The 8,557-nt window shown below is 47.8% G+C and carries 5 protein-coding genes; all 5 read left to right on the top strand.

Annotation, left to right across the window (positions count from 1 at the left end):
- Window positions 1-2,374, top strand: a 2,374-nt coding sequence (locus GX147_10780; protein ID NLN61152.1) for a hypothetical protein, incomplete at its 5' end; no start/stop codon positions are given.
- Between the two features lie 50 nt (window positions 2,375-2,424).
- The gene (locus GX147_10775; GenBank protein NLN61151.1) at window positions 2,425-3,597 is read left to right on the top strand and encodes an AAA family ATPase; all 1,173 of its coding nucleotides are present in this window, start codon (window positions 2,425-2,427) and stop codon (window positions 3,595-3,597) included.
- Between the two features lie 19 nt (window positions 3,598-3,616).
- Window positions 3,617-5,335, top strand: coding sequence for a hypothetical protein (locus GX147_10770; protein NLN61150.1), 1,719 nt, complete (start codon window positions 3,617-3,619; stop codon window positions 5,333-5,335).
- Between the two features lie 167 nt (window positions 5,336-5,502).
- Window positions 5,503-7,293 (top strand): hypothetical protein, encoded by a 1,791-nt coding sequence (locus GX147_10765; GenBank protein ID NLN61149.1) that lies wholly within the window; start codon window positions 5,503-5,505, stop codon window positions 7,291-7,293.
- Window positions 7,294-7,323: 30 nt separating this feature from the next.
- Entirely contained in the window at window positions 7,324-8,325 is a 1,002-nt protein-coding gene (locus GX147_10760; protein ID NLN61148.1) for a DUF1848 domain-containing protein, read from the top strand.
- The last annotated feature ends 232 nt before the right edge of the window (window positions 8,326-8,557 follow it).

The following is an 8,557-nucleotide window of genomic DNA, read 5'->3' as shown; positions in this document are numbered from 1 at the left end:
CCTCTATCGTACCTACGGCAAGCAGGATGCCCTGCGTCGCCAGACCGGCTTTTTTGAAGATGAGGGCATTGAAAGGACCTGGCTCGACTATAATGCAGACTTCCGCGCCCAATCGAACTATATGGGCTATGCCGCAAGCCCCTTTGGAGATCCTGACGAAAACGAGGCGAGCGTGGACCGCTTCACCATCACCCGCGGCCGAGACAACCAACTTTTACATGCCCGCTGGCGGGATGCCCGCAGAAAGGGCCAAGGCTTTGCCGACCCGGGCCACCCCTTCCGCCACCAAGGAGCAGCCGACATTAATCTTTATAAGGCTTTTCTGGAGCAGGCCCATGCTCTGCGTTGTGACGGCGGACGTCTAGGCTTCATTGTTCCCTCGGGTCTCTATTCGGATCACGGTACGGGCGGACTGCGCCGCCTTTTCCTCGACCACTGCCGCTGGGAATGGCTCTTTGGCTTTGAAAACCGCGACAAGGTTTTCGAGATCGACAGCCGTTTCAAGTTCAATCCCGTGATCATCCAGAAAGGCGGAAACACGGCGGCGATTCGGACGGCTTTCATGCGCCGGAAACTCGAAGACTGGGAAAACGCCGAGGATTTTGTCACGCCCTACAGCCGCGAACAGGTTGCCCGTTTCAGCCCTAAATCGCTCGCCATCCTCGAAATCCAGTCAAAGCGTGATCTGGAAATCCTAGAGAAAATCTACACCAACTCCGTCCTCCTCGGAGACGATGGCCCTGACGGCTGGGGAATCCAGTATTCCAGAGAGTTCGATATGACCAACGACTCCAAACTCTTCCCCCCGCGCCCAAAATGGGAAGCCGACGGCTACCGCCCTGACGAATACAGCCGCTGGCTCAAGGGAAACTGGCGCCCCATTGAAGAACTCTGGGCCGAGTTGAGTGTTGATGCCGCCAATCCTCGACCTATCGAAATAGAAATAGAAGAATGGCTTTTCGACACGACCGCCGGTCCGGAGGAGCGCGTCGCCCTTGCCCGCCAGGTCCACGGCCATCTCCTGAAACCGGGTGATGTTCAGCGCACCCTCTGGGGTGTCCGTTGCGCCCAGCCGCCCTATGACAGCCTTCCCATCCCCCGGGCTGACATCCTGGCCGGTATTATCCTCTCCCGTGAGGCCGACGCCTGGATTCGTGAAGATAGCATTGAGGACATTGCCCTGCCGCTATACGAAGGCCGGATGATCGGCCAGTTCGACTTCAGCCAGAAGGGCTGGGTTAGCGGCAAAGGAAGGGGCGCTCAATGGTCTGATATAGAGTGGGCAAACAAGTGCCTTCTCCCGCAGTATCTTATGGGCGCGAGAACTTTCATTAACTCGTCTAATTACTCTCCCGTGCCCAAAGCATCCCTTATAGCAATAGTATCGGCTACGAATACCAGAGGAATGATCTGCGCACCTATTCCAAATTGTCCTTGTTCCCACCCTGTTCCTGTTTTTCGGTGCGATTCCGGTGTCTTTACATTCACTCTATCGCAATCCGCTGTCCTGAACTCATTGTCTTTCGACTGGTGTTTCAGGGCCCGCTTAGGAAGCGGTGTTATGTATGTTTCGCCTTATCTACTGAATGAAAGTCCAATACCTTCAATAATTGAAAACCAGGTAACCAACATTACTAACATTTGTGCGTCTCTCTCGCTATGCAGTCAGGCGTTTGCTGGTGAATGGTTGTCTCTTGCATCTCCAAGATTTCAAGTTGATTCTGCACGGGGGCCTATGTCTCAATGCGCGATGAGTGATATGGAACGATTGCGATTACGTTGTATACTTGATGTGTTGATTGCGGCCCTGTTCAATCTGGAAGCATCAGATCTCGAATGGATTCTGAGGGAGTGCGACAACCAGAGGGAATCGTTACAGAAAGGATTGTCGGTAGTTGTACCTTCTCCAAAGGGTTTCTGGCGCGTTGACAAAGGCAAGGACCCGGAACTCCGCCACACGGTCCTGACCCTCGTTGCGTTCCACGACCTCGAAGAGAAGATCCGCGCCTGCGGCGGTGATCGGGAGAAAGGTATCGAGGCATTCCTGAATCAGAACAATGGTGAAGGTTGGCTGCTCCCAGAAACGCTGTGCCTTGCCGACTATGGCCTCGGCCATGATGAACGGGCGAAACATCCCCAGCCTGTCGCCTCTCGCCTCGGCCCCCGTTTCTATGACTGGCAACTTGCCCAATCCCCTGAGGAATCCTGGCGCGAGTGCCATCTCCACGCCCGCAATCTCCTGGGAGAAACCGGTTATCAGCAGTTACTTGCTATGGATGCTCATCAATCAACAGAGAGCCAGGAGAAATCTTTGATCTCAGAACCACCTTCGCAGTATGGACATGGCAAAGGTAAACAGGGTGAACTTTTTTAACGGTGCCATTATGAAGCGATTATGAACAGTGAGAGGATAATTAGAACTTAATGCCACGATTTGAATTTCATCTGCCTTCCCTGGAAGAAATGCGCGGAACACCTGACGGTCTCGAAATGCTTCGCATGATCGACGATGACAGTTTCCGAAGCGCACTCGTCACCGGTTGCCCTGGCAGCGGCAAAACAACGGTCTCGATCTATCGCCTCGTTCGTATTAACAACCAGCGAACCAATGTTCATCTGGTAACTTTCCAGAACATGCTCGTGCAAGCTATTCGCAACCTTGCGAACATCCAGAGTGTCCCAAGGGAGCGGGTCAGTACATTTCATAAGTGGTATTGTCCGCTCACTAATTCCGGTTTCAATATTGATGCGCCACCGACACCAGAGGAGATGGCCAGACGCATTCGAAAATCACCGCTATCAGGCCAGCAAATAGAAGAACTTCTCATCGACGAAGGTCAAGACCTGCCTCTTTGTGTTTATCAGGTCCTTCCACAGTATTTTGAACGCGTTTTCGTTGGGGCTGATAACGGTCAACAAGTCCATCCAAAGCACGGGGCGAAAATAGAAGAGATTGAAAACATTCTGAGAACGGACTTCGGACCCTACCGACGCTTCCCATTGGGGAGAAATTTCAGAAATACATATGAGACATATCTTTTTGCCCGCCAATTCATCCCCAAAACAAACCAAGTCGCCTGGGATGAGGCAATCCCGGAACGCCTTCTCCGCTCTAATCGCCGCGGACCGAAGCCGACCGTCATTTCATATCATGACAATAATCAGAGAAATCAGCATTTGAAAACAATCCTTCAGAATGCAGAAGGCAATGTAGCCATTCTCTGTCCGCTCGCAACCGAATCGCGACTCTCTGGTGAATCCGTGAATGAAGTTTACACATTAATCAAGAATATGGGCATTACTGCTACGAAGTACCACAGCCAAACAGACGTACCCGACAGCCTGGAACGCTACGTTGTCACGACCTTTATATCGTCCAAGGGGCTAGAGTTCGATGTTGTCATCATTCCGCGTATAAATTTCTTTAAAAATATCCCGGAAGAATGGTATGTTGCCAGCACACGCGCAAGAAAGGAGCTATTCGTTTTCAGGGATCTAAACGATCCTCAAAACGATCCTACATCTGGTTTCGATCCTGGCACCTACAATGCCTTGGACGCAGAGACTCCGGTTCCAGAAGAAGACGTACCGTTTTAGAGAAAGTGAGGCATGATTTATGACAAAAGGAGAGACGTTCAGCCAAAATGGCAAAACATACGAGGTGCTTCAAGATGGTCTGGATTTTGTTCATAATCAGAAGGCTTGCATTCGCCCTCAAGGAGAAAAAAGATGCATTCCGCTTGAAAAAGCTTTGAAGTTGAATCTGATCAGGGAGGCAGGTCAATCTGAAGATTCGCGGAAAGAAGAAACAAATCCTCAGCTACCGTTTTATGAAAGCGGCAATATTCATAAAATAGTAACACTATACGAAAAAATCATTGAACCCGTTAAAGCAACCGATGAATCAACGAAGGTTAACAATGGAGCTAGAAGCCTTTTCTACATGCCGGTGGACCAACTGAGAACGCAGGTCTTCCTTGCCCACGGGCTCATCTATCCTGCAATATGGGACAAAGCAATTGGTTCCAGCGATTTCGACGATATCCAAAGACATGCCCCAACGGTACTTACCCTGTTTGCCGCGCCTCAGCCAATCAATAAAAATCATCACCTCCTTGGTATCTTGCTTTTACCTGAGGAAGTGAAAGGATACAGTGGAAAATCCGTAATCCTTCGACATCCACTACCCCTACCAATCTCCAGACTTGTTAGTATTGGTATATCCCCTGAGCAAGGAGACTTGAATCGCTATATCGCCGGTTGGATAAAGCCAGATGTGCCCGTACCGAAGCACTTGTTCTCTATTGTTTCACCCGTAACCAACAGGCCAGATGATGCTATAGAGAGGGGTATTCAGGGACATGATATCCCATCGAATGAAATTGGTAAATCAATCCATAAGTTCGACCGCTATATGGGACTATTTGCATTTCTTCGCAATGCTGATCGATATTTTTCCGTTAAAACTTGTTACTATGCGGACTACCCGGAAGAATATTTTGGCTTATTTGCGGCGATCACCGGCGATGCCTCATTCAATCCCCATAAACATTCTCATGCAGATCCCCTGCTTCTTTCACTGCTGGATCGGGAAGATGGTTTGTCTGAAGTGGCCAAAAATATCAGATCGCTTGTGATTGCAAACGATGCCTTCATTGAAAAGGATAAAGCGCGGACATTGGCGATGGAGATTTACAAAACTACCGGAGAACAGGAAGAGGTGGGACAAGCATTCAAGACCTTGTTTGCCGGCGACTATCGATCTGCCATTCAAGTGCTGCGGCAAGCGAAGCTTCCTTACGAAGCGGGCGTGCTGGCTGCGCTATTCAAGTATTCCAGCCGTCAGTCTAACGATCATCGAAATGTCAAGCAGAAGATCCATGAAGACTGGTTAAATCCAAGACAAATTGTCCCAATCCTGGGAGCACTCGGCGCTTACTATGGATATACTGCCTTGGATGCCAAGGAGACCAGCCTCTATTCCGTGCATCCTTTGTTAAAATCAATCGTAGATCAAAATCCTGAGATTAAATTCCACATGCAAACAGTGCTTGAGCTTCAGTTAATCGAAGCACTATACCAATGGGCCTTTTATCAACGTTTGCCGGATAAAAATATGATGAGTCTTTATGACAAGTTCCCGATTTCTGCTGTGCCAATGGCTTTACGTACGCCAGGAAGACTCGTGAATGATCGTTCTTATCGTGTGCATGATCTATTTGTACGAAGATTTGAGATTACGATAATCGGGAAAATTATCCATTACATTAAGAGTTTGAAGGCTGATTCTATTGATGAACGCAGCGAATTAGGGAGGTGCCTTCTAGCGCAATGATTTTTTCTTGCAGAAGAGTTCGAGTTAAGCAGAAAAAGAGGGCAAGACATTCTCCATTTCCGAATATCCAAGGATCGCCTTGCAGATCTTGTTGAAAGCGGGCAGATCACAGTCAACAGCCGTATTATTGAAATCGCTATAGAAGAGGATTCAAAGAAATCTGGCCTATGACCCTTCAGGAACTTCAGCAGGAAATCAAACGGTGGAGTTCATTATCCGTTTGTGATGATTTCCTAAAAACACATCTTTATGAGATCCGGCCTCTTTTTTATGGACTTACCAGTGCGGAATTGCGCGCAGGTCGCATTGATTATGAAGATACGCTGCTGATCTTCGTAAATTCCCGAGCAGGCCAGGCGATCCGTGATGGTGCTGAGCCGCCGGCATCCGTCATTGCGCTTCTGATATTTTTTTTGTCCCTTTTCCAACGCGCTGAACTGTATGCAAAAATACGTACAATAGCCGACTTCTTGCCCATCGGATCGCTGCGTACTCGTGCGGAAGCAATCTTCGAATACAAGAATATTACGAACTCTCGAAAAGACTATCTAGATCGCTTCGAGCGGATCGTTTCTTTGATTCATGATGCATGGGAAAACGGGCTCGAAGTCCAACAAAAACAATGCGAAGATTTACTGGTCGAATATGCCCTGGATGCTCTCATATATCCGAAAGTTGCGGGAATCGATTTGAGGACCAGCATAACCACTTACTTTCTCAATCCGACGGCGAAGCGCCAGTATCCTATACTGAAGAGTGGGAATCTCAGGAAGATATTCGACCTTGATAATAATGAGGAGCTTTTACGTGAGCATAACACTGTAAGATCTCGCATCGTCGAATCACTCCACAGCGAAGCGTGCGATCTTGTACCGGGATTATTTGTCTCCCCTATTGCTGAAACGGATGGAACGAAGACAGCTGTCACCCATGAACACAAGCAGCTCCCCTCATTCATAGATGATCAACTCGAACGAATGGGCGCTGTCTATCAGAAAAAGAAACAAGGCGCTCGGTTCAATTTTGAAGCTACTCACCAAGATAACCAGATTTATCTCGGGACCTACTTTCCCAGAACCGTCATAGAGGCATGGAATATTTTATCGGAACTTTTTTCCATCCCAGCTATCGGTTCTGCATTACGCCAGAAAGACACTATTCGAATACTCGATATAGGATCAGGAACAGGCGCCGCCGTTGCAGGCACATTGTTAGCCCTTTCCAACTGGGGAGGATGCGAGGCGCCGATAGAGATCACAGCGGTCGACACCAACCAAGACGCCCTATGCAAACAAGGCGATATTTTAGAATCGTTTAGAGATTTTATTAATCTTGATTACACATTAGCCTGCCATTGCGTTAATCTTCCCGTCGACCTAGAAAGCTATGTCCCCGCATTGTCCGCGATTGCGGATCAGTTCGGCACGCAATATGACATCATCACTAGTTGGAAATGTCTCTGCGAATTTTACAACGTCAACTATGCGTCGGCACAGGGAATCATCAGCAATACCCTGAGAATAGCCTCGCGCCTGCTGCTCCCATACGGCCTTTGTATCATCGCTGATGTAACAACCCGAGATAATCCGTACGAATATTTTCCTATGATTCTGAATCGCGAAGCCAACCAGCACGATCAAGCCCCCCAAACCAAAATGCGTACCATCCTTCCCATTCCGTGTGCACGCGTTTCAGCTACCTGTCATGATGGGTGCTGTTTTACGCAGAGAAGATTCGTGTTGAACCACAGACTCGTTAGGAACGATGAAACGAAAATTGCCTATCGCGTCTTCGCACCCCATTCCTTCGCAGAAACGATCACCGCAAACTTTACAGAGCATCTGGCATATCGGGTAAATGCCGCCCGCCCCAATGAATCATGTTTTAGCGGTCGTATAGGTGAAGGGAAGAGATCTGATCCATGCGGCTTTACCGGTTTCTTTACAGAAAGGAAATGATCAGTGCTTTTCAGTGGATGGGAAACGGACATCATTAATCTTCCGGATAATAAATCCGAGAAGGCCATCTGCCCGGTCATTGTATCGGCCAGTCGTGCAACAGATATCCCCGCATTTTTCGCCAAGTGGTTCATAAATCGGCTTGACGCTGGATATCTGATATGGAGGAATCCTTTCAATACAAAGCAGGTTCAATATATTTCATTCAAGAAAACCCGAATCATTGTGTTCTGGAGTAAAAATCCAAAGCCACTGATGCAATATTTGCCCGAAATCGAGGCCAAAGGAATTCATTATTATTTTCAGTTCACTCTCAATGACTATGAGCAGGAGAAACTGGAGCCTAACGTCCCCCCTCTTGTACAGCGCATTGAGACATTCAAAGCTCTATCTGAAAGGCTGGGCAAGAAACGCGTTATATGGCGATATGATCCTCTGATCCTTACCAATAACATTTCCATTGATGTCCTTGTGGATCGCATTGAATGCATTGCCCGACAGCTCCAAGGATACACTGAGAAGCTCGTTATAAGCTTTGCTGATATCGGCATATACAAAAAAGTGCAAAACAACCTGACGAGAGAAGGTGTTTCTTTCAGAGAATTCACGCCACCATTAATGATAGAACTTGCGGAACGACTTCAGCATAAAGCTCAAGGGTGGGGAATTAACATTACCACTTGCGCCGAAGGTGTATCGCTTGACCAGTATGATATTGGACATAATAGATGTATCGATGACAATCTTATGGTTGAACTTTTCAATGACGATTCAGCATTGATGAATTTTCTAGGCTATCAACCCGATCTTTTTGCCGGCTATTCCCGGCCATATCTCAAGGACAAGGGGCAACGAAAGGAGTGTGGTTGCATAGTCAGTAAGGACATCGGTATGTATGATACCTGTCATCATCTTTGCAAGTATTGCTATGCAAATACATCACGGAAAGCTGTGGAGAATAATCTTTGCAAGCACGATCCTGGGGCAGAAACACTTATTGCGGAGTGTCAACCGAAAATTGATCATCTATGATAACCTAATTTTGACTACCCCGGAGCAAGATTAAACGTTAGCCGGGGATACCTGAAGCGCTGCACGAATGAGACCGGGTATCGGATCACAAACCTTTGGAAAAGGTGGTTTGCCGTGGCGAATATCGTCATTTGAATATTGATATAACATTTAATTACCTTTTATCTTGACTATTGGTTATATAAGGTTATAATAGGAACTCATGGACGTTGTCTGGCAGCCGAAAGCAGTG

The organism is Deltaproteobacteria bacterium (genome assembly GCA_012522415.1).
In the GTDB taxonomy this organism is placed as follows: Bacteria; Desulfobacterota; Syntrophia; order Syntrophales; family JAAYKM01; genus JAAYKM01.
The sequence above is the reverse complement of the archived record's forward strand: the minus strand, read 5'-3'. Positions and strand labels throughout refer to the sequence as shown.

What these genes read in the sequence shown, in the direction of transcription:
- GX147_10775 (NLN61151.1), top strand. Translation starts at nt 2,425, where the DNA reads ATGCCACGATTTGAATTTCATCTGCCTTCCCTGGAAGAAATGCGCGGA.
- GX147_10765 (NLN61149.1), top strand. Translation starts at nt 5,503, where the DNA reads ATGACCCTTCAGGAACTTCAGCAGGAAATCAAACGGTGGAGTTCATTA.
- GX147_10770 (NLN61150.1), top strand. Translation starts at nt 3,617, where the DNA reads ATGACAAAAGGAGAGACGTTCAGCCAAAATGGCAAAACATACGAGGTG.